Below are 25,356 nucleotides of genomic sequence, written 5' to 3'. Positions count from 1 at the left end.
TTCCGGGCGGCGCACGGAGTGGCGCCTTCAGCGGCATCAGTCGTCCCGAAGCAGCGGGCACGTCAAGCAATGCGGCCCGCCTCCACCTTGCGTGAACAGGGAGAGGGCGGGGTCCAGAACCTCCAGCCCCTCGGCCCGCAGAGCGGCGTTCACGCCGGCACTCCCGCGCGCCGAGATCACGCGGTCCCCGCCGACCGCCAGGATGTTGCAGCCCAGCGCCATCGCATCCCGGTAGGGGACGGGGATCGTCCGGATGCCGTGAACGCGGAGCCAGGCGAGGAAGCCGGGGTCCAGAACGTCCTCGCAGGCGACGGCCAGTCCGGGGGCGGCCATGCAGAACAGGACGTCGAGGTGCAGAAAGTGCTCGTCGAACGGTTCGACCCGGACCTCCCAGCCCTCTCCCCGCAGCCAGTCGGCGAACTGCGCGGCGCCCGCCTCGTCCGTCCGGCCGCCGCTTGCGCCGATCACGGCGAGGCCGTTCCGGATGATGTGGATGTCGCCCCCCTCCAGCGTCCCGACGCTCGACTTGCGCCAGAAGGCGCTGCCCTGCTCGCCGTGCCAGTCCAGAAGCGGCGCGTATTCGCCGCGCCGCTGTGGCCGTTCCAACTGGCACAGCACGGGCCCGCGATGCGTCACGACGACGCTGTCCCGGGTGTAGGCCATGTAGGGCAGGTGCGGCTCCGGCCGGATCAGGTGGACGGTCACGCCCGCCTGCCGCAGTGCGTCCACCAGTTCCCCGTGCTGCGCCGCGAGGTGATGCGGAGCTGGGGCTTGCGCCCCCTCCGCCAGCGTGCGCCGCACGATGCTGTTGGTTGGAATCCATCGGTAATGGTCGGGCGGGCAGAGCAGGACCTCGCGCAGCCGCCCCGTCTCGGAGGCCACGCGGAAGCGGGGTGGAAGTTCCGTCATGTGGGCAGGATAGGCCGCCGCGCCGCGCCGCGCAGCCCGGCCCCGGGTGGACGGCCCCGGTCCCATGCGGAAGGATGGCGCGACCCTGAGGGAAGGAACCGCGCGTGGCCAACAAGCTGAAGGACGCCTGGAAATCCGGGAAGAAGACGGTCAACGGGTGGCTCGCCATCCCCGCCGCCTTCTCGGCCGAGGTCATGGCGCAGGCAGGCTTCGAGAGCCTGACCGTGGACCTGCAGCACGGCGTGCAGGACTACCAGTCCGCCGTCGCCTGCTTCCAGGGCATGCAGCCGCACGGCCCGACGCCCATGGCCCGCACGCCCTGGAATGAGCCGGGGATCATCGGCAAGCTTCTCGACGCCGGCGCGCAGGGCCTGATCTGCCCGATGGTGAACACCCGCGCGCAATGCGAGGCCTTCGTCTCGGCCTGCAAGTATCCGCCGAAGGGCACGCGCTCCAACGGCCCGATCCGGGCAGGCATCTACGGCGCGACCACCGGCTACTTCAACACGGCGAACGACGAGACGCTGTGCCTGCCGATGATCGAGACCAAGGAGGCGCTGGACAACCTGGACGCCATCCTCGACGTCGAGGGCGTGGACGGGATCTATGTCGGCCCGACCGATCTCGGCATCTCGCTCGGCATCCTGCCGCCGGTGCTGGACCGGGAGGAGCCGGAGATCCTGCGGATCTACGAGCGCCTCATCAAGGAATGCGACAAGCGCGGGCTCTTCGCGGGAATCCACTGCCTCACCGGCGCCTACGTGAAGCGCGCCCACGGGATGGGCTTCACCTTCGGCACGATCGGGAATGATTCCGGGTTGATGCTGACCGCGGCGAAGCAACAGCTGCAGATCGCGCGCGGATAGTTCCGCCCGGTCACGGCACCGGAAGCGCCCGGCGACCGGGCGCTTCCCAGCATGGGGCGGTCCGGGACGGGGACGGTCGTCAACCCGTCTGTTCCAACTGACGGACGAGGCGAAGTTCCTCGTGGTCCGTCTCCTCCACGAGGCGCGCCAGCATTTCCTCCGGCAGCACTTCCTCGGCGTGGTGGTCCAGCAGCCTGGTCCGAGCAGCGCGCAGCACGGCGAGGCGCATCTGCAGCCGTGCCCGCAATTCCGCCTGGGTGCCTCCGCCGGCGACGCCGGTGAAGACCCGGGCCCTCTCGCGGTACTCGCCGATCAGGTCCCGCGCGATCGCGCCGTCGATGGGCGATTCCATCCGTGACTCCAGCTCCGCCACTTCCGCGTGCGACATGGCCCGCCGAGCCGCGGCTTCCCGCTTCGACATGCCCGGCGCGTGCCGGACGGTGACCCCGAGCCGCCGGATCATCCATTCCAGCGTCGTCCCCTGCACGACGAGCGTGACGAGGATGGCGGAGAAGGCGAGGAAGATCAGCAGGTCCCGGTACGGCACCGTCACCGGCAGTGACAGCGCCACCGCAAGCGAGACCACGCCGCGCATCCCCGCCCAGGCGATGATCGTGACCTCCCGCGGCGACGGGGGCGGGTCCGTCCTGCGGACCGAGGGCAGCAGCCGCGGCAGGTAGGTCGCGGGGAAGACCCAGACGAAGCGCGACACGATGAGCGTCGCGCCGAGCGCCGCGGCGGTGCCGAGGAGGAACCAGAAGCCGTAGGGCGTCAGCCGCTCCAGGATGGCGTTCAGTTGCAGCCCGACGAGCAGGAAGACGAGGCCCGTCAGCACGAACTCCACGAACTGCCAGGTGGCCACCGCCGAGAGCCGGGTGCGCGGCGGCATGAGCACGTGCTGCCGGCGCGCGAGGAGGATGCCGTTGGCAACGACCGCGATGACGCCGGAGACGTGGATCGCCTCCGCCAGAATGAAGGCGGCGTAGGCCGAGAGGAAAGACACCGCGATCTCCAGCGCCGTGTCCGACAGGCGCGGAAAGATCAGGAAGCAAAGCCGGGCGACCGCGAACCCGACCGCCAGCCCGCCCAGGGCGACGACGAGGAACTGCAACGCGGCGAGGCCGGGGGAGAGGGATCCGACCGCAAGCGCGCCGACCGCGAGGCGGAACAGGACGATGGCCGAGGCATCGTTCACGAGGCTCTCGCTCTCGCCCTCCAGCACCGTCACCATCCGGTGCGGGATGGGCAGCCGCGCGAGGACCGAGGCCGCGGCGACCGCGTCGGGCGGCGCGACCACGGCCCCGAGGGCGAGCGCCGCGGCCCAGGGCAAGTCCGGCAGGATGGCCTTGATCACGACGGCGACGCAGATCGCGGTGAATACGACGCATCCCACCGCGAGTAGCAGGATGGGGCGGAGGTTGAACCGGAACTCCTTCCAGTCCGTCCGCCAGGCGCTGGCCTGGAGGAGGGGAGGGAGGAAGACCGCGAGGACGAGGGCCGGCTCCAACTCCAATCGCGGCAGGCCGGGGACGAAGGCCATGGCCATGCCGCCGAGGACGAGGATGGCCGCGTAGGGGATCCTCGTCCGCCGCGCGAGGACCGCGAAGGCGACGCAGGCCACCAGGAGCAGGAGGGTGAGTTCGAGGAAAATCACGCGGGCAGTTTGGCGACGCCCCGCCCCCTCGTCACCTGCCCGACCGGCGCCCGAGACGACGAGGGCCGCCCCGCTCGCGCGGGACGGCCCTCGAAAGGTTCGGGATGGTGGCGGTTACTCGGCCAGCGCCTTGTCCTTGCCCTTCCGGATGTTGGGCAGGAGCATCGCGCCGAGCGCGACGGCCGCGATGCCGAGGAGTGTCGCGGAGATAGGCCGGTCGATGAAGACCGATGGATCGCCGCGGGAAAGCAGCATCGCGCGGCGCAGGTGTTCCTCCATCATCGGTCCCAGCACGAAGCCGATCAGGAGCGGCGCCGATTCCATCCGCAGCTTCGAGAAGACGTAGCCGAGGATGCCGAAGAACAGCGTCTGGTACACGTCGAAGACCGAGTTGTTCAGCGAGTACACGCCGATCGCGCAGAACACGAGGATCGAGGGGTAGAGGTACTTGTAGGGCACCTGCAGCAGCTTCACCCACATGCCGACGAGCGGCAGGTTGATGACCAGCAGCATGACGTTGCCGACCCACATGGAGCAGATGAGGCCCCAGAACAGGTCGGGCTGGGCTTCGACCATGCGGGGACCCGGCTGGATGCCCTGGATGATCAAGGCGCCGACCATCAGCGCCATGACAGCGTTGGCCGGGATGCCGAGGGTCAGCAACGGGATGAATGACGTCTGGGCCGCCGCGTTGTTGGCCGATTCCGGACCCGCCACGCCCTCGATGGCGCCGGTGCCGAATTCGTGCCGGTACTTCGAGACCTTGGATTCCAGCATGTAGGAGCCGAAGGCCGCGAGCGCCGCGCCGCCGCCCGGCAGGATGCCGAGGACGGAGCCGAGGAGCGTGCCGCGGATGACTGGCGCGATGGAACGCCGCGTTTCCTCCCGCGTCAGGAACAGCGACCCGACCTTGCCGGAAAGCACGGAGCGCGCCTCCGGACGCTCGAGGTTGAGAATGATCTCACCGATGCCGAAGATGCCCATGGCGATCGAAACGAAGCCGAGGCCGTCGGACAGTTCCGGCACGCCGAAGGTGAAGCGCTGCTGGCCCGTCTGCACGTCCGTGCCGACCAGCCCGAGCGCCACGCCGAGGACGACCATCGCGATGGCCTTCAGCACCGAACCCTGCGCGAGAACCGCGGAGATGATCAGGCCGAGCAGCATGAGGGAGAAGTAGTCGGCCGGCCCGAAGGACAGGGCGACCTGCGTCAGCAGGGGTCCGGACGCCGCGACGAGCAGGGTAGAGAAGGTACCCGCGACGAAGGAGCCGACCGCCGCGATGGTCAGCGCCGCACCCGCCCGGCCCTTCCGGGCCATCTTGTAGCCTTCGAGCGTTGTCACGACCGACGACACCTCGCCCGGCAGGTTCAGCAGGATCGAGGTCGTCGAGCCGCCGTACTGCGCGCCGTAGTAGATGCCCGCGAGCATGATGATGGCCGTCGTCGCGGGCTGGCCGAAGGTGATGGGCAGCAGCAGGGAGATCGTGGCCACCGGCCCGATGCCCGGCAGCACGCCGATGGCCGTGCCGATCATCGCGCCGACCAGCGCGAAGAGCAGGTTGTTGAGCGAGAGCGCGACGCCGAAGCCGTGCCCGAGGTTTGCGATGAGGTCCATCGTTTCCGTTCCCTAGCCTGCGCGCCGGCTTAGAAGATGGTCGGCCACAGGGGCACGCGGATATCGAGCTGCCAGATGAAGACGACCCAGCAGAGCACGCAGAGGGCGACCGTCATGCCGATCACGCTCTTCACGGTGTGCTCGCGGTCCGCGAAGGCCGAGACGACGCAGAGGCCGGCGATGGCGGCCATCAGGCCCAGCGGCTCGAGCATCAGCCCGAAGATGGCGTAGGAGGCGAGCGGCGTTCCCATCGGCCGCCAGTCCGGCGAGATCGACAGGGTCAGCAGGCCCACGAGGCAGGCAAAGCCGACCTCCCGGTACGACTCGGTGATGCCCACGGCGGCGAGGACGCGCCACGTCACGATCCCCGCGATGCACGCGCCGATCAGGATGATGAAGTTGGACCGCGTCCAGCCCTCCATCGGATCGGGGCCGCTGTTCAGGGCGATCAGCAGGACCAGCGCCCCGAGCCCGACCTGCATCCACAGCACGAGCATGGGCATGTAGCCCGGCCCCATGCGCCGTGGCGTGCCGAGGTTGTGCTGCTCCAGCCCGATGCCGAAGAGGCCGCCGTTGAGGTAGAGGCCGAAGAGGCCGACGCCGATCAGGATGGCGGCCGCCCACATGTCCTTCGCACTGATCTTCATTCCAGAACGCTCCGCGCCCCCAGGTGCCATGATCGGGTTGGCCGGCCCGGGGTGCCGCCTGCGACAATCGCCGCGCCTCCCAACGGAGGGGCGCGGCGCCTGGGTCGGAGCGACTCACGGTCCGGCCTCCCGTTTTTGAGAGGCCTTGGGCACCCTAGCAGCGTTCTTTCCCGGCTCAAGCACTCCGACTTGTCATGGAGAATCCTTCACCTACGATGCAGCGCAACATCCGCATCGGAGAGCCGCGCGTGGACGGGATCACCCCAGCAGCCGGGGCGCGGGCCAACGACCCCACGCGCCTGATCGCCGAGGCCACCGCGGCGATCGAGGAGCGGCTCATCGCCATCCGCCGCGACCTGCACGCGCACCCCGAACTCGGCTTCGAGGAGACGCGGACGGCGGGCATTGTCGCGGCCGAACTCGCCCGCATCGGCATCCCGCACCGCACCGGCGTCGGCCGGACCGGCGTCTTCGGCGTGATCGAGGGCGGGCGCCCCGGTCCGACGCTCGCCATCCGCGCCGACATGGACGCGCTGCCGATCCACGAGGAATCCGGCCTGCCCTACGCGAGCACCGTGGACGGCAAGATGCACGCCTGCGGGCACGATATCCACACCGCCACGCTCCTCGGCGTCGCCGAGGTCCTGCAGGGCATGGCGCCGATGCTCGCGGGCCGCGTCGCGCTGATCTTCCAGCCGGCGGAGGAGATCCTCGGCGGCGCCGCCGCGATGATCGCGGACGGGGCGGCACAGGACGTGGACATGGCCATCGGCTTCCACAACATCCCCGACCGCTCCGTGGGCACCACGGGCTTCGTCCGCGGCGCCGCCCTCGCGGCCGCGGACCGGTTCGAGATCACGGTGCAGGGCAAGTCCGGCCACGCCGCCCACCCGGATTCGGCCGTGGACCCGATCGTCGCGGCCTGCCACTTCGTGACCCAGGTCCAGACCGTCGTCAGCCGCGAGGTTAAGCCGATCCAGCCGGCCGTCGTCACGGTCGGCGCCATCCACGGCGGCACCGTCGCCAACATCATCCCCGAACGCGTCACCCTGAAGGGCACCGTCCGCACCCTCCACGCCGAGGCGCGGGACGTGGCGGAGGCGGCGATCCGCCGCCTTGCCGCGGGGATCGGCGAATCCCTGCGGGTCCGCTGCACGGTGGACTACGTCCGCGGCGTGCCGTCCCTGAAGAACGACGACGCGCTGCTGGACCGCGTCGTCGCCGCGACGGCCCGCCAGCTCGGCGCCGACCCGATCGAGGGTGAGCCGAGCATGGGTGCCGAGGACTTCGCCGAATTCGCCGAGCGCATGCCCGCCGCCCACCTTCTCATCGGCTCCGGCGCGCCGGGCCGGCAGGACCGCCTGCACAACGCCCGCTATTCCCCGGACGAGCGCTGCATCGCGATCGGCGTCCAGGCCCTGTCCCGCGCCGCGATGGACATCCTGGCGTAGCGGCGCCCGTGCGGATCTGCGTCTTCGGCGCCGGCGCCATCGGCGGCCACCTGGCCGTGCGCCTCGCCAATGGCGGGGCGGAGGTCAGCGTCGTCGCGCGCGGCGCGTATCTCGATGCCATCCGCTCGCGCGGGCTCACGATCAACGCGCCCGACGGGTCCTGGACGATCCACCCGAAGGCCAGCGCCGATCCGGGCGAGCTCGGCCCGCAGGACGCGGTGATCGTCACGGCCAAGGGCTACCACCTGCCGGGCGTCGCGGCGGGAATCGGCCCGCTCCTCGGCCCGGAGACGCCGGTCGCCTTCGTCATGAACGGCATCCCCTGGTGGTACTTCGACCGCCACGGCGGTGAGCTGGACGGCCATCCCCTCCCCAACCTCGATCCCGGCGGCGCGATCCGCCGTGCGGTCGGCGTCGGGCGCACGATCGGCGGCGTCGTCTATTCCGCCTGCACCGTGACCGAGCCCGGCGTGGTCTTCGTGGAGCACGCCCGCAACCGCGTGATCCTCGGCGAGCCAGACGGGACCGTCGGCGAACGCGTCACCCGTCTCGCGGAGGCGCTGAAGGCCGGCGGCATCGGCGCGCCCGTGGTGCCGGACATCCGGCGCGAGGTCTGGCTGAAGCTCGTCTCCAACCTGTCCAACGGCCCGCTCAGCCTCTGCACGCGCCAGGACGTGGCGACGACGCTCTCCGACTCCGCACTCCTCCCCTTCTACCGGACGGCGCTGGAGGAAGCGGCCGCCATCGCCCGCGCGCTGGGCCAGGACACCGGCCTCGACGTGGAGGAACGCATCCGCGTCGGGCACGGCCTGCACCACCGCCCCTCCATCCTGCAGGACCTGGACGCCGGGAAGCAGGTGGAACTCGAGGCGATGGCGATCGCCCCGCTGCAACTCGCCCGGCTCGTCGGGGTGGAGACGCCGATCCTCGACCTCTGGGTCGCGATGGGCCGCATGGCCGCGCGGCACGCCGGCGCCTACGCCGAACCGTCCTGATCCGCGCGCGCACCGGCGCCCTCGGGAAGCGCCGTCTGGCCGAGGACCCAGCCCTCCCACCGCCGGACCCAGGGATCGTCCGGCACGAAGTCCGGGCGGGCGCCGTCGAGCATGCCGATCAGGGCGAGCAGGCCGAGAACGCAGTCCATCCGGTCCTCCCCCGCCGCGTCCGCGCCGAAGCCCTCGGCCAGCGCGGCGTCCAGGCCCGCATCGGCGGAGACGCGCAGCCGTGCCATCGCCTCCCGGATCGCCGGCCCGGCGCCGCGCCGCGCGTCGCGGTCCCTCTTGCTCCCGCCCAGCCTGACGCCGAGGTGCCGCATGGCTTCGGCCGGATAGACCTCCGCCAACACGGCACGCCCTGGTCGCAGCAACGCGTGCAGCCCACCCGCGAAGGGCCAGAGATCGAGCGGCGCGGCCGCGGCGAGGGCCGGTCCCAGCCAGTCGCGCCAGGCCGCGATCGCCGCCTTGCCCGTCTGGTTCGCGCCGAGCGTCCAGAACAGCGGGGCCCCCGCCGGCCGTTCCGCCGTCGCCCGGTCGCAGAGGCGGGAAAGGCCGGACGGCCCCGACAACCCCAGCGCCGCCGCGTGGGCCGCGCGCGTCATTCCCCTGACGCCGCGCGCCGGGTAGAAGGGCCGCCCCGTCGAGACGGTCTCCAGCGCCTCGTTCACGACGAAGAAGGGGGAGTCCACCCGCAGCGCGCGGAGGAAGGCCGGGAAATCCGCCTCCGGCCGCCGAGCGGCCCATTCCCGCGGCACGCCGAGCGGCAGGTCCAGGCCGAGCGCGACCGGGGCGCCCTCCGCCAACAGCCTTGCCACGAGTGCGGCAGGATCGCCGACCGGCCGGGGCGCCTCGGCCAGCCATCCATGCCGCCGCCGGCGCGCCAGGGCGAACCAGCGCTTGCCCGGATGCGCCGACCAGTCCGCATGGGCCGCGATCACGCGCCCCCGCCCGCCGGGCGCCCGTCCGTTGCGCGAGCGGGGCATCGTGCCAGCCTCCGGTCCCCGCGGCGGCCCGCCCCATCGTTTCACGCTGGCACCCACGGACCCGGTCCGGTGTAGGCTGCGCGTGCACGGACCGGAGGATGCACGAATGAGCGCGAGCGCGCAGCGGGACCTGTCGGCGCGGGTGGGGCCCCGGGACCGCTACACCGCGGTCGCCCGGTTCCTGCACTGGGTCACTGCCGCGCTGATGGCCGTGATCATCATCCTCGGCCTGACCCTCGGCTGGGGGCCGGAATTGCCGGAGGCCACGAAGATGCTCGTCTACAACATCCACGAGAGCACGGGCCTCCTCGTGCTGATCCTGGCGATCATCCGGCTGGGCTGGCGGCAGGCGAACCCGCCACCGCCGCTGGACCCCAGCCTGCCGGCGATCCAGCGCTTCGCCGCCCATGCCAATCACGCCGGCCTCTACGTCCTGATGATTGCGATGCCCGTATCCGGCTTCCTCGCGACCAATGCCTGGGGCTTCCCGCTGACCTGGTACGGGCTGATCCCAGTCCCGTCCCCGATCGGGCGCAGCGAGGCCTGGGCGCCGGTGCTCCAGGCCATCCACAACTGGTCCGCGCTGCTGATCGTGCTGTTCATCGCCGTGCACGTCACGGCGGCCCTGCACCACCACCTGATCCGGCGCGACGACACGCTGCGGCGGATGCTCTGAACGCGGCGGGCGCCGCTACTTCAGCGGCCGCTCGGCGCGTTCCAGCAGGCGCTTGAGGAAGCCGGGCTTCTTCGGTGGCGTCACGGCCTCGACGCGGGCGGCGGCGCTGCGCTCGGCCTCCCGCTTTTCGGCCAGGCGCTCCTTCTCCTTCGTGGCGAGCCACTTCTCCAGGCTCATCCCGGCCTTCGCCGCCCGCCGAGCCTCATAGGCGCGCTGGGCGTCGTTCATCGTCTTTTCGGTGGCCTTGCCGGGCTGAGGCATGAACGCATTCCCCCTGTGCAACAGTGGATGCCGTGCCCGGGGCGCGACGACAAGGGGTTGCCGCGCAGGGCCCGCCCCGTCCAAACCGGCGGTATGGAAGCGCGGGTGAAATCGGCCCTCTGGGTTTCGGCAGCCGTCCGGCTCTCGGACGGGGCGGGGCGGCCTGCGGCGGTGCTGCGGCGCGGCGATCCGGACAGCGGCGGCATCCTCTGCGTCCTGCGGGGGCGCGGCGGGCTGACGGTGCTGGCCCAGGCGCGCGATGCGGCGGGCCGGGAAGCCTGGGTCCGCGGCACCGGCGCCACGCCCGTCACCGATGACGTGGCCGACGCCTACGTCGAGCGCCAGGTCCGCCGCGACCCCGACCTCTGGGTCGTGGAGTTCGAGGCGCCCGACGGCCTCCCCCTTCGAGGCGCGGCTTGTCTGACCCGCCCGCCGAGCGCCGCCTGGCCCCGCGCGCGCCGGACCTGCGCGCCGTCCCGCTGTTCCGCGATCTGCCCGAAGCCCTGGCGCGCGGGTACGGGGAACGCGCGACCTGGACCGTGGCGCAGGCCGGCCAGATGATCCTGGACTTCGACGAGGCCTCGGACGCCGTCTTCTTCGTGCTTTCCGGCGGGGTGCGCGTCGCCGTGCGATCGCCGGGCGGCGCAGAGCTCATCCTCGGCGACATCGGCCCCGGCGGCTTCTTCGGGGAGATGGCGGCGATCGACGGCCTGCCGCGCTCGGCCTGCGTCACCGCCCTGCACCGGTCCTTCGTCTGCCGCCTGGCCGGTGCGCAGTTCATGGAACTCGTGACGGAGGCACCGGCCCTCGCGCGCGACCTGCTGCGCGTCCTCGCGGCGCGCCTGCGCGACGCGAATGCCCGGCTGCTGGACTTCACGACGCTCGGCGCGCGGCACCGGGTCTATGCCGAGCTGCTCCGCTCCGCCCGCGCCTCCACGACGGGCGACGAGCGCGTCATCTCGCCCCCGCCCTCGCAGCAGGTCATCGCCAGCCGCATCGGGCTGCGGCGCGAGGCCGTGTCGCGGGAGGTCGCGCGCCTGATCCGCGACGGCATGCTGGAACGACGGCGCGGCGGGTTGGTCATCACGCGGCCCGCGGTCCTCGAAGCGGAACTGGCGCCGCTCCTGAGCGCCTGAAGCGGCCTTCTTCCCGCCGTCGCGGTGATGGCTGCGCCTTCGCCTCCGCGCACAGACGCGTGACCAGCCCCGCATCCTCATCCGATCGGATGGTGTGCGCGCGCGCACAGCCGGCTGTCACTCGCGCGGTTCAAGATCCGTCTCGTCGATGGGCGTCAGGTGAGGCCCCGGACGAGACCATGCGGAAGCGCACGAGACGGCAAAGGAGGCACACGATGCCAGACGGATTCGGCTTTCGGAGCATCGTCATTCCCTGCGGCCGGTACAGGCTGGACCTGTCCCGGCGGAGCCTGACGGACCCGGCGGGCAAGCCCGTGGCCCTGCGCCCGAAAACCTTCGACGTGCTGCATGCCCTCCTCCTCCGCGCCGATCGCGTGGTCAGCCGGGAGGAGCTGCTGGACGCGGTCTGGCGCAACGTGCACGTGACCGACGACAGCATCACGCATTGCATCGCCGAGATCCGCCGCGCCCTCGGCCCCGCGCCCGGCGTCGTGGTCCGCACGGTGCCGCGCCACGGCTACATGCTGGAGACCGACGCGGCCAACGGCCAGCCCGCCGCCCCCGCGGCGCTCAGCATTGCCGTTACGTCCTTCGTCGAACTCGGCGACCTCGCCCCGCGCTCCCTCGGGATCGCGGTCGCGGAAGACGTGGCGATCGGGCTTGCGAAGCGCGACGGCGTCCGGGTCCTCATGCCCGACGCGGAGCGTGGCGACGCGGTGGCCCGCAGCGCGGACCGCATCCTGACCGGCACGGTACGCCGTGCGGGGGGTCCTCCGCGTCACCGCGCGGCTGGTGGAGCGGCAGTCCGGCGCGCTCCTCTGGGCCGAGTCCTATGACCGCGCGCTGCCGGAGGGAGAACTGCCGATCGCGCTCGATGACATCGTCTCGGACATCACCGGCGCCGTGACCCGCCGGACGGATGGCGGACTCTCCAGCGCCGCCTGACCGCGTCGTCAGCGGTCGGTGAGCCGCAGCTCGATCCGCCGGTTGCGCGCCCGGGCCGCGGCGGTCTCCGCCTCGTCCAGTGGCTGGAACTCGCCGAAGGCCGCAGCGGCGATGCGGTTCGCGGGCAGGCCACTGTCGATCAGCAAACGCGCCACCGCGATCGCGCGCGCCGAGGAGAGTTCCCAGTTGCTCGCGAAGCGCCCGCCGCGGATCGGCGAGTTGTCCGCGTGCCCGTCCACTCGCAGCACCCAGTTCACCTCCCGCGGGATCTGGGCGGAGATGTCGCGCAGCGTCGTCGCGACGTCGCGGATCTGTTGCTGCCCCGCCTCGGACAGGTCGGAGCCCCCGACGGGGAACAGGACCTCCGACTGGAAGACGAAGCGGTCGCCGACGATACGGACGTCCGGACGGTCACCGAGCACGTCGCGCAGCCGGCCGAAGAAGTCGGAACGGTAGCGCTGCAGTTCCTCCACGCGCGCGGCCAGCGCCGCGTTTAGCCGCTGGCCGAGGTTGGCGATCTGCGTGTCCTTTTCCCGGTCCTGGGTTTCCTGCGCCTCCAGCGCGCCGTTCAGCCGCCGGACCTCCGCCCGTAGCGCATCGAGCTGCGCGTTCAGCAGCGCGGCCTGGGCGCGTGCCGATTCGGCGAGGCGCCCGTATTCCCCGGCCTGCGCTTCGGCGGCGCGGCGCGCGGTCTCCTGCTCCCGCGCCGTGCGGGCGGCGTCGGCGACGAGTGCTTCCGCCGCGCCGCGGCCCCGCGCAGCCTCCGCCAGGGCGGCCTCCGCGGCCTGGCGCGCCCGGGCGGCGTCGGCCGCGATCGCCTCGGCCGCCGTGCGCGCACGGCCCGCTTCCTCCGCGCGCGTCTCGGCGGTGCGCTGCGCCCGGCCGGCCTCGGCGCCGGCGGTCACCGCGGCGGCCGCGGTGCGCGCCGCCTCGGCGGAGCGCATCTCGGCCTCGGCGCGGCGCCGCTCGGCCTCCGCCGCGGCGGCCTCGGCCGCCTGCCGCGCGCGAGCGGCATCGGCAGCCTGCGCCTGCGCGGCTTGGCGTGCCGTACCGGCTTCCGTCGCGCGCGCCTCAGCCGCCAGGCGCGCGCGGTCGGTCGCCGCGGCCGCGGTCTCGGCGGCGCGGCGGCGGGTCTCCTCTTCCCCGGCGCGCGTGAGCGCGGCCTCGGCCTGGCGTTCCAACTGGTCGCGGAGCGCGGTCAGGGCGCGAACCTGCTGGGTCAGTCCCGCAATGTCGGACAGCCGGGCCTCGATCGTGGCGCGGTCCGCCTGGGTCTGTCGGTCGAGGCGCGCCGCCTCCTCCCGTACCGCGGCGAGGTCGCGCCGGGCGGCGTCCAGCGCGGTCCGCGTCTCGGCCAGCGTGCGCTCCGCACCGGCGCGCGCCGCCTGCTCGGATGCCAGCGCGCGCCGCGTGTCGGTCAGGCCGCGGACCGTGCGCGCGGTGTCGGTGCCGGCTGCCTCGGCGCCGGACAGGGCCTCGGCCAGCCGCGCCTCGAGACTCGCGATCCGTTCCGCCGTGCCGCGACCCGTCAGGTCGGCGTCGGAGAGGCGGGCGGCCAGCCGGTCCCGCTCCGCCCGCAGCGCGTCCCGTTCCGTACCGGTCCGCGCCGCATCGTCCCGAAGCGCGGACAGCGCCGCGAGCGCCGCCTCCCGTGCCGTTGCCGCGTCGCGCGCCTCGGCCTGCGCGCGTCCCAGCGCGGCACGCGCCTCCTGCGCGCCCGTGCGCTCGAGGTTCAGCATCTCCGACAATTCGGCGACCTGCCGGTTCAGCCGGTCCAGCGCCCGGTCGCGGGAGGAGAGGGTGACGGAGAGGAAGCCCTGCGCCAGCACGAACACCAGCAGGACGAAGATGATGATGATCAGAAGCGTGGACAGCGCGTCCACGTAGCCCGGCCAGGGATTGATGCCGCCGCGGCCGCCGCGGCGGGAGGAGTCGCCTAGCGCCATCGCCGCGCCCCCGCGGGCCGGTCGTCACGCCGGCGCGGTGCGGCGTGGAGCCCGTTCATGCCTGCGGCGGCGCCTCTGCGAGGGCCGCGATGGTGCGGGCGAGGATCTTGATCTCCGTCCGGATCTCCTGCGTCGCCTGCGCCCGTCCCTGCACCGAATCCTCCGCGAGACGCGCGAGGTAGAGTTCGATGTTCCGCAGGTGCGCGCGCGACGCCGCCTCGTGCTCCCCGGATTCGACGAGCCGTTGCAGCGTGGGCGCGAGGCTCGACTGGCTCTCGGCGATCCGCGTCATCACCACCTGATTCGCCCGCATCTGATCGGCGAGCACCGACAGGCGCTCCGTCAGCGTGTCGAGAGCACGGTTCGCGGCGACGCGGCCTTCCTCGCCCCGCGAGAGGATGCGCTGCAGCCCTTCAAGGTTCTCCGCCGTCTGCTCCAGCAGCGCCTGCACGTAGGCGGGGACCGATCCGCCCTCACCGCCTGCTTCCCCGAGCACGCCGGAGGAGAGGCGCGTCACGCCCGCCAGCCACTCCTCCAGCTCGTTGTAGAACCGGTTCTGCGCCTGCCCCGCCGTGAGGTCGAGGAAGCCGACGACCAGCGACCCGGCGAGGCCGAGCATGGAGGCGGAGAAGGCGACCCCCATCCCGCGCAGCGGCTGCGCCAGCCCGGCCTTGAGTTGGTTGAACAGCACGGTCACGTCGCCGGAGCCGACCGACATGCCCTGGATGACCTCGGCGACCGCCGCGATCGTGACGATCAGCCCCCAGAACGTGCCGAGCAGGCCGAGGAAGATCAGCAGCCCCGCCATGTAGCGGGACAGTTCGCGCTGCTCGTCGAGGCGGGAGGCGATGCCGTCCAGCACGCTGCGCATCGCGCCTGTCGAGAGCGACAGCCGGTCGCCCCGCCGTGCGGCCGTCATCATCGCGGCCATCGGGGCCAGGAGGCGGGGCGGATCGGCGGCGGCGTTGCCGGCGCGGAAGGCCTCGAGCCAGTCCACCTCCCGCTTGAGGGAAAGGACCATCCGCACGGTCCAGGCGACGCCCAGCAGAAGGACGCAGAGGATGACGGTGTTGAGGACCGGGTTTGCCGCGAAGGCCGTCGTCAGTTCGCCGGACAGCGCCGCGGTGATCGCGACCACGGCCGCGAGGAAGACCGCCATGCGCAGGAGGTAGCGGGTGGGCTGGGTCATCCGGTCAGTTCTGGCGGGGGGCGAGCCCGCCGGGGCGCGCTGGGCGTTGGATCGCGGCGGCTCGCCCGCCCGCGCCGGGCCGCCGCGGGGCGCATTGCCGCGGGACGGCGCGGGCGTCGCCGCGACGGCCGGGGCGGGTTCCGGCTCCGGCGCGGGGCGGGGGATGACGCTCTCGGCGGGGGAGGGCGGCCGCGGCGGGGGCGGGGAGGGCGGGGCCAGGATGTCCAGCGCATCCCGTCCCTCCGGCGTGCGGCCGAGGGGGCGGATGTCCACCCGCGTCGCCTCGACGCCCGCGCCGACCAGCAGGGCCTTCAGCGCGACGGCCCGGTCCAGGCTGGCGCGGCGCGCGACCGACGGGTCGTCCGCCGGTCCCGCCGCCTGGGCAAGGACCGTCACCCGCCCCGTCGTCGTCGCGAGGTGGCGGCCGATGGCCGCGATCCCCCCGGCCTCGGGCGGGTCGGCCTGGCCGCGGGCCGTGGGGCCCGACACGCGCCAACCGAGGTCCGGCAGGACGGCGATGGAGGCCGGCAGGTCCAGCCGCGGCAGCACGGGCGGCCGGGCCGGGCGCGGCGCCGCCGCGAGATCGGGCGGGGCCGGCGCTTCCGCCGCCGGTGTCATCGGCGCGGGCAGGGGCCGGAGCATCTGCGCCCCGGCCGGGAAGACCAGGGTCAGCGGCGCGCAGGCCCCGACCGCACGGAGGACCGCACGGCGTGCTTCGCGGCGATGCTGCTGGAAGGGGCGCATGGGCTGCGGACCCTACAGGCGGGGCGGTGAGGCGTCCAACGCGAGGGCTGGCCGGCGGGCTGCCCTAACCGTCGGTGCCGGTGGGGGTGGGGCGCCCTGCGGCGGCTGCTTCCCGCCATTCCGCCGCCGCGGCGATGCCGGCGTTCACGGCCTCCCGCAGCCTGCCGTGCAGGTTCGGGTTGCCCGCGACGACGTCGCCGCTCTGGTAGGGGTCGCCATCGCCCGGTGCCGTCACGGTGCCCCCGGCCTCCCGCACCATGATGATCCCGGCCGCGCAGTCCCAGCGGTTCAGCCCGAGTTCCCAGTAGCCCTCGTAGCGTCCCGCCGCGACCCAGGCGAGGTCGAGCGCGGCCGAGCCGAAGCGCCGGACGCCCGCGACCTGCGGCATCAGCCGTGCGAGCGTCGCGGAGAACTCCGCCTTCCGCGTCACCTTCTTGAACGGGATGCCGGTGGCGAAAAGCGCCTCCTCCATCTCCCGCCGTGCGGAGACGCGGAGGCGCTTGTCGTTGAGGAAGGCACCGCGCCCCTTCTCGGCCCAGAAGAGTTCGTCGGAGGCGGGGTTGTAGATCACGCCCGCCGCGATCTCCGACGCCGTGTCCGAGACCCGCTTCTCGATCCCGACGGAGATGCACCAATGGGGGATGCCGTGGAGGAAGTTCGTGGTGCCGTCGAGCGGGTCCACGACCCAGCGCCATTCCCAGGACTCGTCGCCGGAGGCGCCGCTTTCCTCCATCAGGAAGGCGAAGCCGGGCCGCGCACGCTTCAGTTCCTCGCGCAGCGCCTGTTCGGCGCGCAGGTCGGCCTGGGAGACGAAGTCGCCGGGACCCTTCTGCGTGACCTGCAGGCTTTCGACCTCGACGAAGTCGCGCAGCAGGCGGCGCCCGACCTTGCGCGCGGCGTTTACGACGACCGTCAGCGCCGGCGACAGCCGCGCGGAGGATTCCATGCGGCCGGACACGGGTTCAGCCCTTCGCCCGCTCCAGGTAGGAGGCGTCCTCGGTGCGGACGACGATCTTCTCCCCCGCGGTGATGAAGGGCGGCACCATCGTCTTCACGCCGTTGGAGAGGACGGCCGGCTTGTAGGAGGAGGAGGCGGTCTGACCCTTCACGACGGGGTCGGCCTCCGTGATCTCCAGCACCACCGTCTCCGGCAGGGACATCGCCACGGGCTCGCCCTCGATAAGGCGGACGTTGACGGTCATGTTCTCCGCCAGGAAGGGCAGGCGGTCGCCGAGGATGTCCTTCGGGACCTGCGTCTGGTCGAAGGTCTCGGGGTCCATCAGCACGAGGTTTTCGCCGTCGGCGTAGGAGTAGGTGAACTCCTTGTCCTCGGTCTGCAGGCGCTCGACGGTGTCGGCGGTGCGCCAGCGCTGGTCCTTCTTCGCGCCGGTCTTGATGTTGCGCATCTCGACCTGGATGACGGCGGCGCCCTTGCCGGGGATCATGATGTTCTGCTTGAGCACCGTGTAGCGGGCGCCCTCGAACTCGATGACCATGCCGGCGCGCATCTGGTTGGCCTGCATCTTCGCCATGGGGAATACTCTCGGGTCTGTCGCTGGAAAGATCGGGGAATGAGGGCCGGGGGGTTACACGGCAGGGGGCGGGAAGGCAACCGCGGGCCCGGCCACCGCGCCGCCTGATGGCCCCGGGTCGGTCAGGCCGTGACGAGGCGGAAGACCATGGCGTAGTGGCACGCCGCCGCGGCCAGGACGAAGGCGTGCCAGACCGCATCGTGGAACCGCATCCAGGTCGCCCGGTAGGCGAGCACGCCGAGGCTGTAGAGGAACCCGCCGGCCGCGAGCAGCGCCAAGGTCTCCCACGGCATGGTCCGGGCCAGTTCGGGAAAGACGGCCACGCCCGCCCAGCCGAGCACGAGGTAGGCGGCAACGGACCACCGGACAAAGCGGCCGAAGGCCAGGATTTTCACGGCGGCACCCGCCATCGCCCCGACCCAGACCAGCGCGAGGAGCACCGCCCCGCCCGTCCCGCCGATCGCGAGGACCGCGACGGGTGAATACGTCCCGGCGATCATGAGAAAGATCGCGGCATGGTCGAGCCGGCGCAGCCGCGCGCGCCGCGGCCCTTCCTGGGAGAGGTTGAAGGCGGCGGAGCAGGCGAAGGTGGCGACGAGGCCGGTCAGGTAGAGCGCGGTGACGACGACCACCGCCGGCTCGCCCCGCGCGAAGACGGCCAGCGCGAGGCATCCCAGGACGGCGCCGGTGACGCCCAGCGCGTGGACGGCGGCATCCGCCCGGCGTTCAGCGATCGAGGCGTAGAGCACGTTCGGTGGACCATTCTCCGCCGACGTGGCTCCCCCGCGCCGAGGGACTTGCGGGACACGCGATCCCAGGCTCGCGCTCGTCATTGCTGAAGTGGCGGGGGCATATGTTGGATGCAGTGTCCCCCTGAACCCGCCCGAATGCATGAGTGCGTAGCATGGCCGTTCAGGAAGCCGCCCCGAACCCACATCGCTGCACGCGCATCCACGCTAGGCCGGGGTCGGCCGCCAGCCCGGCAGGAAGCTGGGATGCGGCCCGTCGTCGAAGATCTCCACCACCGCCTCGGCCATGCCGGCCAGCGCCAAGCTGCGGACGGTGAAGCGCATGCGCGGCGCCGCGGCGTTGACGATGGAATAGGGCAGCCGGCGGCCCGTGCCGTCCATGATGCGCGACGGGCTGGGCACGACGACGATCGTATCGCCCGGCTGCTTCGGCGGATGGAAGTCCTCGCATTCACCGAGCACCTCGACGCTGCGGTCGGCGCGCATGCGGACGACGCGCATCAGCCGGTGCGTCGTCCGCGCGCCTGCTCGGGCTGCGGTTCCGGGTCGTCATCGTCCAGGTCGCCGGACCAGACGTGCACGACGCCCTCCGCACCGTCGGGCCGCGCGCGGATCTTCGCCCAGGCGACGACCTCGATCCGCCGGCGCAGGGTGGCGAAGGCGGCGAGGACGGCGTCGGGCAGGTTCGGGCGCCCATCGCTGGCGTCCTGGATCGCGGCCTTGGAGACGGAGCAGGCGAAGGTCGTGGTACCCTCCGTCACTTCGAAGAGGACGCGGTCGTGCCGGAACCGGGCGCCCGGGCCGGAGGCGGAGGTGATGACCCTCACGGCGCGATGAACCCGGTGAGGACGAGGGCAAAGAGGGTCACGCCGAGCAGGCCGAGGGTCGCGGGAGCGTCACGCGCCATCCGTCGCCACCCCGCGTGGCCGGGAGCCGCGAGGGCGGGAAGGTGGAACGCCAGGGATCTGAGCATGCCAAACCGTACCACGACGGCAAGCGTGCCCCGCCGCACGTTTCCGGCATCCATGCGCCGCGCTCGCCGCAGCCCCCACGGAAGCGTGACGCATCATCATTTGCACTTTCGGACGGAACCTGCGCTTCTGTATTTGTCACGCCAGATGGTTCGGCCCGATCTCCCATCCCCTCAGGGGGTGCCGAGCCCCGTTCCCAACACCTCGCATCCCGTGTTGACCCGCAGCGCGATGTCCGCGTGGCGGCCCTCGTGCAGGACAAACACGAGACATGATGACTGATTCCCACACCGTCGGCACCGTCAAGTGGTTCAACGCCACCAAGGGCTTCGGCTTCATCCAGCCGCAGGACGGCTCCGCCGACGTGTTCGTGCACATCTCCGAGGTCGAGCGCTCCGGCCTCGGTAACCTCGTCGAGGGCCAGAAGGTCGGCTACGAGATCGCGATCGGCCGGAACGGCAAGGCCGCCGCGAGCGCCCTGCAGCGCGCCTGAGCCGGGGAGGGGGGCTCCCGCCCCCCGACCTGCGCCGTCTCGGCGCTTTCCCGGAGGGACACCGATGACCACGCCCAAGTTCATCGTCGGGCAGAAGGTCGAATATCGCCCCGACGCCGGCGACATGCCGGGCCTTCGCGGCACCTACACGATCACCCGCGTGCTTCCCGGCGACGACCGCGACCGCACCTACCGCGCCCGCGGGGCCCAGGACGGCCAGGAGCGCGTGCTGCGCGAGAAGCAGCTGACCCCCGTCGCCGACGCACTCTTCGGCTGACGACCTTCGGCTCGCGACCTTCACCTCGCAAAGTCTGAATGGCGCGCGGCGTCATCGCGGAAGCAACGCATGGCAGCGCACGCCATCGCCACCCACCGCTCCGGGAACCATCCCCGGGCCGGCACGACCCACCACGACCGAGGCTGACCACACCGGATGACACTCCTCAAGGGCGCCGAATTCGGCGATCGCGCGAAGACCTCCGCCGACGCGAAGGCGGCCCTGCTCGACCGCTTCCGCGCACGGCCGCCCGCCGACGACCCGGACCGCATGGCGCGGGACGCGGAGCGCGGCCGCGTCATCGAGGCGCGCGACTCGCGCGTCGCCGAACGCCTCCGCATCAAGCGCGAGGAGGAAGAGGTCCGGCTCGCCGCCGAGGAAGCGGAGAAGGCACGGCTTGCCGCCGAAGCCGAACTCGCGAAGGCCGCGCTGCTCGAGGAGCAAAAGGCCGCGCGCGACCGCCGCTACGCCCTGCGCAAGGCGCGTCGCTGAACCGGCGCGACGGGGCCTAACCTGGCCCCGTCCGCCAGAACACCGCTTTACAGGGTCAGTCGGCGTACTGCCCTGTCGCCTCGATGACCGGCCGCCACTTCGCGATGTCGGCGGTCCAGAAGCGGCGATGTGCCTCGGGCGTCGCCTCAGACTGCTCGACCGGCGCCGTGCCGATCGCGGCGAAGCGCTCGATCACCTTCGGATCGCGGAGCGCGGCCTGGAGCGACTGGGTCAGCCGCGCGACGACCGGCGCCGGCGTCCCGCGCGGCGCGTAGAGGCCGTGCCAGACCGTGATCTCGAAGCCGGGCAGGCCCGCCTCAGCCGTCGTCGGGATATCCGGCAGCGTCGCGATGCGGTTCCGCGACGGCGTCGCGAAGACCTTCACCTGCCCGCCGCGGATGTATTCCGTGGTCTGCGTCGTCTGGTCGCAAAGCAGGTCCACGCGCCCACCCAGGATCTCCTGCATCGCGGGACCCGTGCCGCGGAAGGGGATGTTCGTGGGCCGCGCGCCGATCGCGTGCGTCAGCAGCGCCCCGCAGAGCGCCGAGGACGACCCGATCCCCGCATCGGCGAGGTTGAACCGGTCCCCCTGCGACCGCATCAGCGCGACGAGCTCCGTCAGGTTGTTCGCCGCGAGGTCGCGACGGCCGACGAGGGTCATCTGCACCTCCGTCACCAGCCCGATCGGCTCGAAGCCATTGACCGGATCATAGGCGAGCCGCCGGTACATCGTGGGGATCACGCCCATCCCGATGTGGTGCAGCAGGATCGTGTGCCCGTCCGGCCGCGCCGTCGCGACGCGCTGCGCCCCCAGCGTACCACCGGCGCCGGTCGCGTTCTCGACGACCACGGGCTGGCCGAGATCGCGCGACATCGTCTCAGCCAGCAGCCGTCCCACGATGTCCGTCGGGCCGCCAGCGGCGAACGGGATGATCAGCGACACGGGCCGGCTGGGATAGGGCTGCTGCCCCAGGGCAGGCGCCGCGAGGAGGGCGAGGCCGGCGGCGGCCAAGCCGCGGCGGGTGGGGTGAGGCACGCTGGATCCTCCCGTCGGCGCATCGGCGCCGTTGCTGTTCGCGCCAGCAAAGCCCGCCGGGCGGTGGACGGGAAGGGCCGTCAGTCCGGGTGGCGGTGGCTGCCGCCCAACGGGCCGCGGACGGTCCAGGCCTTGCCGTCGCGCGTCGCGAAGTCCGGTCCGATCGGTGCCTTGCCCTGGCCCTCGGGCAGGTCGAGGGCATAGGTCGGCCAGGCCAGCCCGGTGACGCGGCCGCGGAGCGATTCCAGCAGCGCGCGGCCCTCGGCGATCGGGACCTCGAAGCGCGCGGTGCCCGGCGCGCGGTCGAGCTGGTGCAGGTAGTAGGGCTTCACCCGGTTCGCGAGCATGGCGCGGAACAGGTCCTCCAGCGCCGCGGCGCTGTCGTTCACGCCGCGCAGCAGGACGGATTGGCCGAGGAGAGCGACACCCGCGCGGTTCAGCCGCCGCAACGCGTCCCGGGCCGCTTGCGAGAACTCCCGCGCGTGGTTGGCATGCACGCAGAGGAACAGCGCCTTCTCCGTCTCCAGCGCCTCAGTCAGCGCCGGCGTCACGCGCGCGGGGTCCGCGACGGGCACGCGGGAATGCAGCCGGATGACCTGGATGTGCGGCATGGCCGAGAGACGCCCGACGATCCGCGCGAGCCGCCGAGGGGAGAGCATGAGCGGATCGCCACCCGTCAGGATCGCCTCGGAGACGGCGGGCATCCCGGCGAACCAATCGAGCGCCGCTTCCAATTCCCCGTCGGTCAGCACGCCGCCATCCGGCCCGACCTGCTCCCGCCGGAAGCAGAAGCGGCAATAGACGGGACAGGCCAGCAGGGGCTTGAGCAGCGCGCGGTCGGGATAGCGGTGGACGACGCCCTTCACGGGGGAATGGGCGCCGTCGGCGATGGGATCGGGGCGCTCCTGCCCGGTGACCCGCAGTTCCGCGGGATGCGGGAGGTACTGGAGGCCGATGGGATCCCCCGGATCGGCCGGATCCACCAGCGCGGCCACCGCGGGCGTCACCGAGACGGCGTAGCGGGCCGCGACGGCGTCGAGCACGTCACGTTCCCCGGGCGCGATCAGCCCGGCCGCGGCGAGGTCCGCGGCCGAGCGCAACGTGCGGGGGAGGAGCGAGCCGTCCGGCATTGGGGGGCGAGGTAGCGACCCGGGACCCGCAGGGCAACCGCCGGCCGCCCCGGCGCCGCCCTACAGGCCCGCGACGCCGGTCCGCAGCACGCCGTCCAGGAACGCCATGGCCGCGAGCCCCGCCACCACGGGCTCGGGCGGCTGCCAGCTGGTCACGCGCGTCTTCACGAAGCGGCCTTGCCGAATCGTCACGCAGACACTGTCGCCGGTGCGCGTGCCGTCACCCTGGACGAGGTTGAAATTAAGGCAGCGCACGCCCGGCGGTGCGTTCTGCGCGCCGACATCCATGCCCGCCTGCATGACCGCGGAGCGGTAGCGGCCGGCCTGGGTCAGCAATTGCACCTCGGCGAAGGTGCGCCGGAGCTCGTCGGCCACGTCGGGGCTGGCGCCGCCCTCCGGCGCGCGGCGCGCCCCCGGTCATAGACGTAGACCGTCGCCAGCATCCGCTCGCCCGTCGCCGGGACGTAGTTGTGCGACGCGCCGAGGCCGGCTCCGCCCGGCGTGCCCTCGAGGTCAATGATCCGGCCGGTGCTCTGGAAACCGACGATCTGCCGCGGCAGCGCCGTGACGGTCTGCGCCGGCGTGGGCTGGCCGCCAGGAGCCGTTGCACAGGCCGCGAGGCTGGCGAGGAGGAGTGCGGCGGCGAGGGCGCGGGGCAGGGACATGCGTCTGCGACACTATGGCCGGCCCCGCGCCCGGTCCATGGCGGGCGCAGACAGTGGGGCGTTCGGTGCGCTAAGGCCGCCGGGATGCGACAGCGGCCCCCGCACGACGTGACGACCGCCCCCGCGCGGCGACGGGCCTGACCCGCGGCGTGTCACGATCCTCCTGGCACCCCGATTCGCTCGGTGAGCGCCTGCCGGCCCTGCGCCGCCGCGCCGCTCTGCTGCGCGACACCCGCGCCTTCTGGGAAGCCCGCGCCTGTATCGAGGTGGAGACCCCCGCGCTCGTCCCCGTCCCAGGCATGGAGGTCCATCTCCGCGGCTTCGCAAGCCGCTTCGAGCCGCATCTGGGCCGCGGCGCGGGGCGTGACGTCTGGCTCCGCACCTCGCCGGAACTCGCGATCAAGCGGCTGCTCGCGGGCGGCGTCGGTTCCTGTTTCGAGGTCGCGCGGGTCTGGCGCAACGGTGAGGTCTCCCCGCGCCACGCGCCGGAATTCACGATGCTCGAGGTCTATCGCGTCGGCCTGCCGATGGCCGGGCTGATGGACGAGGTGGAGGACTATCTCCGCGCCGTCCTGCCGGCCCGCGCGGCGCATGACGGCGCGACCACCGACCTGTCGCTTCCCTTCGAACGCCTGCCGGTCGCCGAGGCGTTCCGCCGGCACGCGAACGGCCTCGATATCCTGGCGACCGTGGACCCCCGCAGCGCCGAGGGCGACGGCGTCGCGCTGCACCGCGCCGCCCGCGATGCGGGGCTCGACGCGCCGGACGGCCTGTCCTGGGAAGACCTGTTCTTCCACCTCATGCTCACGCATGTCGAACCGCATCTTGGCCGCGCGCGCGGGACCTTCCTCACGCACTGGCCCGCGCCGCAAGCCGCGCTCGCCCGCCGCGATCCCGCCGATCCCCGCGCCGCGCTGCGCTTCGAGGTCTTCGCGGCGGGCCTGGAACTGGGCAACGCCTTCGACGAGCTGACCGACCCCGTGGAGCAGCGTGAGCGCTTCCTTCGCGACGTGGCGGAGCGCAAGCGCCTCTACGGCAATGCCCCCGGATCGGCCTGGGACGTTGACGAGGACTTCCTCGCCGCCCTTGCGCGAGGAATGCCCGCGACGTCGGGAATCGCCCTCGGCTTCGACCGGCTGGCGATGCTCGCGGCCGGGGTGCCGGACCTCGATGCCGTGCGATGGCTTGGCGGCTGGCCCTATGCCTGAAGCAGCCGCATCGCCTCCGCCTCACGCTCCGGCGGCCAGGCGTAGAAGTTGAAGATGTAGGGATCCGACGCCTCGAAGACGGTGGGATCCGTGCTCGCGCGCTGCATCGTCGGGCGGTGCAGGGCGGACATCGGATGCCAGCACCCCCGATGCTCGAACATCGTGGCGAAGCCCAGCGCATCGAGGAAGGCGGGGACGGACCAGGTGCAGCCCTCGGCGTGCCGCTCCTCCAGTTCCATCGTGAGGATCGGGCGGCAGCGCGCCAGCGTTTCCCGCGCGCCGCGCAGCACCGCGTATTCCGCGCCCTCCGCATCCAGCTTGATCGCCGTCACGTCGGACAGCGCCAAGTCGTCCAGGCGGATCACCTCGACCTCCACGCGCTCGACCTGTACGTGCGGATGCGCGGCGTAGTCCTTCGCCGTGCTGGCCCATTGCAGGTCGGGCACGCCGTTCACCACGGGGATCGAGAGGGCCAGCCGCCCCGGCGCGTCGCCGAGGGCTTGCGCCCGGACCTCGACGTTGGGCCGATGCGCCGTCGCCGCGCGCAGGATGGCCAGCACCTGTGGCAGCGGCTCGAAGGCCAGGACCGTCGCGCCGGGCAGCGCGGCCAGGGGCAGGGTCAGCAGGCCGGCATGTGCGCCCACGTCCACCACCGTGCCGGGACGGTGGAGGGCGGTCAGGAAGGTGATCTCATCCATGCCCGCCATCCTGCGATGCCAGGGCTCGGGCGGCCATCCCGCGGCAACCCGGGGCGACCGCAGGGCGTTGGCTTCCCGGATCTGAAACA

At 72.5% G+C, this 25,356-nt stretch carries 31 protein-coding genes; 12 read left to right on the top strand and 19 right to left on the bottom strand.

Going from position 1 to position 25,356, the window contains the following annotated elements; all coding sequences use genetic code 11:
- Nucleotides 1-36 precede the first annotated feature (36 nt).
- Complete coding sequence (locus ACE7GA_RS02015) at nucleotides 37-909, bottom strand: dimethylarginine dimethylaminohydrolase family protein (protein ID WP_376094900.1); 873 nt, start codon at nucleotides 907-909, stop codon at nucleotides 37-39.
- A gap of 104 nt (nucleotides 910-1,013) precedes the next feature.
- Here ACE7GA_RS02015 and ACE7GA_RS02010 point away from each other — a divergent pair, with 104 nt between their 5' ends.
- Nucleotides 1,014-1,775, top strand: a complete 762-nt coding sequence (locus tag ACE7GA_RS02010) for an HpcH/HpaI aldolase/citrate lyase family protein (RefSeq protein ID WP_376094897.1) — start codon at nucleotides 1,014-1,016, stop codon at nucleotides 1,773-1,775.
- A 79-nt stretch (nucleotides 1,776-1,854) separates the two neighbouring features.
- Here the strand turns inward: ACE7GA_RS02010 and ACE7GA_RS02005 are convergent, their stop codons facing one another.
- From ACE7GA_RS02005 to ACE7GA_RS01995, 3 genes are all read right to left on the bottom strand, one after another.
- Nucleotides 1,855-3,429: a Na+/H+ antiporter gene (locus ACE7GA_RS02005; RefSeq protein ID WP_376094894.1), complete on the bottom strand. Its 1,575-nt coding sequence runs from the start codon at nucleotides 3,427-3,429 to the stop codon at nucleotides 1,855-1,857.
- Between the two features lie 114 nt (nucleotides 3,430-3,543).
- On the bottom strand, nucleotides 3,544-5,043 hold the full coding sequence (locus ACE7GA_RS02000; protein ID WP_376094891.1) for a tripartite tricarboxylate transporter permease: 1,500 nt from the start codon (nucleotides 5,041-5,043) through the stop codon (nucleotides 3,544-3,546).
- A gap of 29 nt (nucleotides 5,044-5,072) precedes the next feature.
- Entirely contained in the window at nucleotides 5,073-5,690 is a 618-nt protein-coding gene (locus ACE7GA_RS01995) for a tripartite tricarboxylate transporter TctB family protein (RefSeq protein ID WP_376094888.1), read from the bottom strand.
- A gap of 215 nt (nucleotides 5,691-5,905) precedes the next feature.
- Here ACE7GA_RS01995 and ACE7GA_RS01990 point away from each other — a divergent pair, with 215 nt between their 5' ends.
- Nucleotides 5,906-7,141: a M20 family metallopeptidase gene (locus ACE7GA_RS01990; protein ID WP_376094885.1), complete on the top strand. Its 1,236-nt coding sequence runs from the start codon at nucleotides 5,906-5,908 to the stop codon at nucleotides 7,139-7,141.
- A gap of 8 nt (nucleotides 7,142-7,149) precedes the next feature.
- Nucleotides 7,150-8,136, top strand: coding sequence for a ketopantoate reductase family protein (locus ACE7GA_RS01985; RefSeq protein WP_376094882.1), 987 nt, complete (start codon nucleotides 7,150-7,152; stop codon nucleotides 8,134-8,136).
- Here ACE7GA_RS01985 and ACE7GA_RS01980 read toward each other — a convergent pair.
- The gene (locus tag ACE7GA_RS01980; RefSeq protein ID WP_376094879.1) at nucleotides 8,118-9,119 is read right to left on the bottom strand and encodes a hypothetical protein; all 1,002 of its coding nucleotides are present in this window, start codon (nucleotides 9,117-9,119) and stop codon (nucleotides 8,118-8,120) included. The two genes, ACE7GA_RS01985 and ACE7GA_RS01980, sit on opposite strands and share 19 nt — an antisense overlap.
- Nucleotides 9,120-9,225: 106 nt before the next feature.
- On the opposite strand from ACE7GA_RS01980, the gene ACE7GA_RS01975 reads away from it, so the two are divergent.
- Complete coding sequence (locus ACE7GA_RS01975; RefSeq protein ID WP_376094876.1) at nucleotides 9,226-9,795, top strand: cytochrome b; 570 nt, start codon at nucleotides 9,226-9,228, stop codon at nucleotides 9,793-9,795.
- Between the two features lie 15 nt (nucleotides 9,796-9,810).
- On the opposite strand, the gene ACE7GA_RS01970 is transcribed toward ACE7GA_RS01975, so the two are convergent.
- Nucleotides 9,811-10,056, bottom strand: a complete 246-nt coding sequence (locus tag ACE7GA_RS01970) for a hypothetical protein (protein ID WP_376094873.1) — start codon at nucleotides 10,054-10,056, stop codon at nucleotides 9,811-9,813.
- A gap of 105 nt (nucleotides 10,057-10,161) precedes the next feature.
- Between ACE7GA_RS01970 and ACE7GA_RS01965 the strand changes: the two genes are divergently transcribed.
- From ACE7GA_RS01965 to ACE7GA_RS01950, 4 genes are all read left to right on the top strand, one after another.
- A complete protein-coding gene (locus tag ACE7GA_RS01965) occupies nucleotides 10,162-10,617 on the top strand; it encodes a DUF1491 family protein (protein WP_376094870.1) in 456 nt (151 codons plus the stop codon).
- Nucleotides 10,614-11,192, top strand: a complete 579-nt coding sequence (locus tag ACE7GA_RS01960) for a Crp/Fnr family transcriptional regulator (RefSeq protein WP_376094867.1) — start codon at nucleotides 10,614-10,616, stop codon at nucleotides 11,190-11,192. The genes ACE7GA_RS01965 and ACE7GA_RS01960 overlap by 4 nt, the downstream gene beginning before the upstream one ends.
- A 215-nt stretch (nucleotides 11,193-11,407) precedes the next feature.
- Nucleotides 11,408-12,028 carry a winged helix-turn-helix domain-containing protein gene (locus tag ACE7GA_RS01955; RefSeq protein WP_376094864.1) on the top strand — a complete coding sequence of 207 codons (621 nt, stop codon included), beginning with the start codon at nucleotides 11,408-11,410 and terminating at the stop codon, nucleotides 12,026-12,028.
- Nucleotides 11,985-12,137, top strand: coding sequence for a hypothetical protein (locus ACE7GA_RS01950; RefSeq protein ID WP_376094861.1), 153 nt, complete (start codon nucleotides 11,985-11,987; stop codon nucleotides 12,135-12,137). Before ACE7GA_RS01955 ends, ACE7GA_RS01950 begins: the two co-directional genes overlap by 44 nt.
- Before the next feature lie 8 nt (nucleotides 12,138-12,145).
- Here ACE7GA_RS01950 and ACE7GA_RS01945 read toward each other — a convergent pair whose 3' ends face one another.
- From ACE7GA_RS01945 to ACE7GA_RS01910, 8 genes are all read right to left on the bottom strand, one after another.
- Entirely contained in the window at nucleotides 12,146-14,083 is a 1,938-nt protein-coding gene (locus ACE7GA_RS01945; protein ID WP_376094858.1) for a peptidoglycan -binding protein, read from the bottom strand.
- Between the two features lie 55 nt (nucleotides 14,084-14,138).
- Nucleotides 14,139-15,272 carry a flagellar motor protein MotA gene (locus tag ACE7GA_RS01940; RefSeq protein ID WP_376100061.1) on the bottom strand — a complete coding sequence of 378 codons (1,134 nt, stop codon included), beginning with the start codon at nucleotides 15,270-15,272 and terminating at the stop codon, nucleotides 14,139-14,141.
- 808 nt (nucleotides 15,273-16,080) lie between these two features.
- The gene (locus ACE7GA_RS01935) at nucleotides 16,081-16,962 is read right to left on the bottom strand and encodes an inositol monophosphatase family protein (protein WP_376100059.1); all 882 of its coding nucleotides are present in this window, start codon (nucleotides 16,960-16,962) and stop codon (nucleotides 16,081-16,083) included.
- A gap of 16 nt (nucleotides 16,963-16,978) precedes the next feature.
- On the bottom strand, nucleotides 16,979-17,548 hold the full coding sequence (efp, locus tag ACE7GA_RS01930; protein WP_376094855.1) for an elongation factor P: 570 nt from the start codon (nucleotides 17,546-17,548) through the stop codon (nucleotides 16,979-16,981).
- A 122-nt stretch (nucleotides 17,549-17,670) separates the two neighbouring features.
- On the bottom strand, nucleotides 17,671-18,297 hold the full coding sequence (locus tag ACE7GA_RS01925; RefSeq protein WP_376094852.1) for a hemolysin III family protein: 627 nt from the start codon (nucleotides 18,295-18,297) through the stop codon (nucleotides 17,671-17,673).
- A 207-nt stretch (nucleotides 18,298-18,504) separates the two neighbouring features.
- Complete coding sequence (locus ACE7GA_RS01920) at nucleotides 18,505-18,798, bottom strand: hypothetical protein (protein WP_376094849.1); 294 nt, start codon at nucleotides 18,796-18,798, stop codon at nucleotides 18,505-18,507.
- Entirely contained in the window at nucleotides 18,798-19,124 is a 327-nt protein-coding gene (locus ACE7GA_RS01915) for a DUF1488 family protein (protein ID WP_376094846.1), read from the bottom strand. Before ACE7GA_RS01915 ends, ACE7GA_RS01920 begins: the two co-directional genes overlap by 1 nt.
- Nucleotides 19,121-19,270, bottom strand: coding sequence for a hypothetical protein (locus tag ACE7GA_RS01910; RefSeq protein ID WP_376094843.1), 150 nt, complete (start codon nucleotides 19,268-19,270; stop codon nucleotides 19,121-19,123). The genes ACE7GA_RS01915 and ACE7GA_RS01910 overlap by 4 nt, the downstream gene beginning before the upstream one ends.
- A gap of 269 nt (nucleotides 19,271-19,539) precedes the next feature.
- Between ACE7GA_RS01910 and ACE7GA_RS01905 the strand changes: the two genes are divergently transcribed.
- The 3 genes from ACE7GA_RS01905 (at nucleotide 19,540) to ACE7GA_RS01895 (ending at nucleotide 20,530) form a co-directional block, all read left to right on the top strand.
- Complete coding sequence (locus ACE7GA_RS01905) at nucleotides 19,540-19,761, top strand: cold-shock protein (RefSeq protein ID WP_376094840.1); 222 nt, start codon at nucleotides 19,540-19,542, stop codon at nucleotides 19,759-19,761.
- Between the two features lie 64 nt (nucleotides 19,762-19,825).
- Nucleotides 19,826-20,038, top strand: coding sequence for a hypothetical protein (locus ACE7GA_RS01900; RefSeq protein WP_376094837.1), 213 nt, complete (start codon nucleotides 19,826-19,828; stop codon nucleotides 20,036-20,038).
- A gap of 156 nt (nucleotides 20,039-20,194) precedes the next feature.
- Complete coding sequence (locus tag ACE7GA_RS01895; protein WP_376094834.1) at nucleotides 20,195-20,530, top strand: DUF6481 family protein; 336 nt, start codon at nucleotides 20,195-20,197, stop codon at nucleotides 20,528-20,530.
- Between the two features lie 55 nt (nucleotides 20,531-20,585).
- Here the strand turns inward: ACE7GA_RS01895 and ACE7GA_RS01890 are convergent, their stop codons facing one another.
- The 4 genes from ACE7GA_RS01890 to ACE7GA_RS01875 all read right to left on the bottom strand — a co-directional run bounded on the left by ACE7GA_RS01890 (nucleotide 20,586) and on the right by ACE7GA_RS01875 (nucleotide 23,361).
- Nucleotides 20,586-21,566, bottom strand: a complete 981-nt coding sequence (locus ACE7GA_RS01890) for a tripartite tricarboxylate transporter substrate-binding protein (RefSeq protein ID WP_376094831.1) — start codon at nucleotides 21,564-21,566, stop codon at nucleotides 20,586-20,588.
- Nucleotides 21,567-21,646: 80 nt separating this feature from the next.
- On the bottom strand, nucleotides 21,647-22,696 hold the full coding sequence (locus ACE7GA_RS01885) for a lysine-2,3-aminomutase-like protein (protein ID WP_376094828.1): 1,050 nt from the start codon (nucleotides 22,694-22,696) through the stop codon (nucleotides 21,647-21,649).
- A 60-nt stretch (nucleotides 22,697-22,756) separates the two neighbouring features.
- Nucleotides 22,757-23,071, bottom strand: a complete 315-nt coding sequence (locus ACE7GA_RS01880; protein WP_376094825.1) for a hypothetical protein — start codon at nucleotides 23,069-23,071, stop codon at nucleotides 22,757-22,759.
- Nucleotides 23,026-23,361 (bottom strand): hypothetical protein, encoded by a 336-nt coding sequence (locus ACE7GA_RS01875; RefSeq protein ID WP_376094822.1) that lies wholly within the window; start codon nucleotides 23,359-23,361, stop codon nucleotides 23,026-23,028. The genes ACE7GA_RS01880 and ACE7GA_RS01875 overlap by 46 nt, the downstream gene beginning before the upstream one ends.
- Nucleotides 23,362-23,510: 149 nt before the next feature.
- Between ACE7GA_RS01875 and epmA the strand changes: the two genes are divergently transcribed.
- Nucleotides 23,511-24,569, top strand: coding sequence for an EF-P lysine aminoacylase EpmA (epmA, locus tag ACE7GA_RS01870; RefSeq protein WP_376094819.1), 1,059 nt, complete (start codon nucleotides 23,511-23,513; stop codon nucleotides 24,567-24,569).
- Here the strand turns inward: epmA and ACE7GA_RS01865 are convergent.
- Complete coding sequence (locus ACE7GA_RS01865; protein ID WP_376094817.1) at nucleotides 24,560-25,267, bottom strand: FkbM family methyltransferase; 708 nt, start codon at nucleotides 25,265-25,267, stop codon at nucleotides 24,560-24,562. The genes epmA and ACE7GA_RS01865 overlap by 10 nt on opposite strands.
- Nucleotides 25,268-25,356: the final 89 nt, after the last annotated feature.

It is taken from the genome of Roseomonas sp. CCTCC AB2023176 (assembly GCF_042259275.1).
Lineage (GTDB): Bacteria > Pseudomonadota > Alphaproteobacteria > Acetobacterales > Acetobacteraceae > Roseomonas.
Note: the sequence above shows the minus strand (reverse complement) of the source record. Positions and strands in the feature narration are given on the sequence as shown.

Coding starts and splice junctions, on each gene's coding strand:
- ACE7GA_RS02015 (WP_376094900.1), bottom strand. CDS start 909: ATGACGGAACTTCCACCCCGCTTCCGCGTGGCCTCCGAGACGGGGCGG.
- ACE7GA_RS02000 (WP_376094891.1), bottom strand. CDS start 5,043: ATGGACCTCATCGCAAACCTCGGGCACGGCTTCGGCGTCGCGCTCTCG.
- ACE7GA_RS01995 (WP_376094888.1), bottom strand. CDS start 5,690: ATGAAGATCAGTGCGAAGGACATGTGGGCGGCCGCCATCCTGATCGGC.
- ACE7GA_RS01990 (WP_376094885.1), top strand. CDS start 5,906: ATGCAGCGCAACATCCGCATCGGAGAGCCGCGCGTGGACGGGATCACC.
- ACE7GA_RS01980 (WP_376094879.1), bottom strand. CDS start 9,119: ATGCCCCGCTCGCGCAACGGACGGGCGCCCGGCGGGCGGGGGCGCGTG.
- ACE7GA_RS01975 (WP_376094876.1), top strand. CDS start 9,226: ATGAGCGCGAGCGCGCAGCGGGACCTGTCGGCGCGGGTGGGGCCCCGG.
- ACE7GA_RS01970 (WP_376094873.1), bottom strand. CDS start 10,056: ATGCCTCAGCCCGGCAAGGCCACCGAAAAGACGATGAACGACGCCCAG.
- ACE7GA_RS01960 (WP_376094867.1), top strand. CDS start 10,614: ATGATCCTGGACTTCGACGAGGCCTCGGACGCCGTCTTCTTCGTGCTT.
- ACE7GA_RS01955 (WP_376094864.1), top strand. CDS start 11,408: ATGCCAGACGGATTCGGCTTTCGGAGCATCGTCATTCCCTGCGGCCGG.
- ACE7GA_RS01945 (WP_376094858.1), bottom strand. CDS start 14,083: ATGGCGCTAGGCGACTCCTCCCGCCGCGGCGGCCGCGGCGGCATCAAT.
- ACE7GA_RS01940 (WP_376100061.1), bottom strand. CDS start 15,272: ATGACCCAGCCCACCCGCTACCTCCTGCGCATGGCGGTCTTCCTCGCG.
- ACE7GA_RS01935 (WP_376100059.1), bottom strand. CDS start 16,962: ATGGAATCCTCCGCGCGGCTGTCGCCGGCGCTGACGGTCGTCGTAAAC.
- efp (WP_376094855.1), bottom strand. CDS start 17,548: ATGGCGAAGATGCAGGCCAACCAGATGCGCGCCGGCATGGTCATCGAG.
- ACE7GA_RS01920 (WP_376094849.1), bottom strand. CDS start 18,798: ATGCGCGTCGTCCGCATGCGCGCCGACCGCAGCGTCGAGGTGCTCGGT.
- ACE7GA_RS01910 (WP_376094843.1), bottom strand. CDS start 19,270: ATGCTCAGATCCCTGGCGTTCCACCTTCCCGCCCTCGCGGCTCCCGGC.
- ACE7GA_RS01905 (WP_376094840.1), top strand. CDS start 19,540: ATGATGACTGATTCCCACACCGTCGGCACCGTCAAGTGGTTCAACGCC.
- ACE7GA_RS01900 (WP_376094837.1), top strand. CDS start 19,826: ATGACCACGCCCAAGTTCATCGTCGGGCAGAAGGTCGAATATCGCCCC.
- ACE7GA_RS01895 (WP_376094834.1), top strand. CDS start 20,195: ATGACACTCCTCAAGGGCGCCGAATTCGGCGATCGCGCGAAGACCTCC.
- ACE7GA_RS01885 (WP_376094828.1), bottom strand. CDS start 22,696: ATGCCGGACGGCTCGCTCCTCCCCCGCACGTTGCGCTCGGCCGCGGAC.
- ACE7GA_RS01875 (WP_376094822.1), bottom strand. CDS start 23,361: ATGTCCCTGCCCCGCGCCCTCGCCGCCGCACTCCTCCTCGCCAGCCTC.
- ACE7GA_RS01865 (WP_376094817.1), bottom strand. CDS start 25,267: ATGGATGAGATCACCTTCCTGACCGCCCTCCACCGTCCCGGCACGGTG.